Genomic DNA, 618 nt, shown 5'->3' on the forward strand with positions numbered 1-618 from the left:
TGCCTGCATCTAAAATAATCGTGCCACCTGCACAAGTTTCCTGGTCTGCGCCTAAATCAACCGTTGGGTTAGGATGTACTGTAATATTTACATCATCTCTTGCAGAACAACCATTCACATCAGTTACCACAACTGAATAGTTGCCTGATGTTGAAACCGTGATGCTTTGTGTTGTTGCACCGTTTGACCACAAATATGTTGATCCTGCATTGCCTGCATCTAAGGTAATCGTTCCACCTGCACATGTTTCCTGGTCTGGGCCAAGGTTCACAACAGGATTTGGATGAACAGTTACGTTCACATCATCGCTTGCAGAACATCCATTCGCATCAGTTACCACAACTGAGTAGTTGCCAGATGTTGACACGATAATGGTCTGAGTTGTCGCTCCATTTGACCACAAGTATGTTGATCCCGGATTTCCTGCATCTAGAGTAATGCTGCCGCCTGCACAAGTTTCCTGGTCTGCACCAAGGTTCACAACAGGATTCGGAAGAACTGTAACATTTACATCATCAGAAGCAGAACAACCATTTGTATCAGTTACCACCACTGAGTAGTTACCAGATGTTAACACGGTAATGGTCTGAGTTGTTACTCCGTTTGACCACAAGTAGG

At 44.5% G+C, this 618-nt stretch carries 1 pseudogene; it reads right to left on the reverse strand.

The annotated features are described in order from the left end of the window. Nucleotides 1-618: pseudogene (locus ELS83_RS22950) on the reverse strand (hypothetical protein); the annotation flags it as partial.

The organism is Marinifilum caeruleilacunae (assembly GCF_013141825.1).
Taxonomy (GTDB): Bacteria; Bacteroidota; Bacteroidia; order Bacteroidales; family Marinifilaceae; genus Marinifilum; species Marinifilum caeruleilacunae.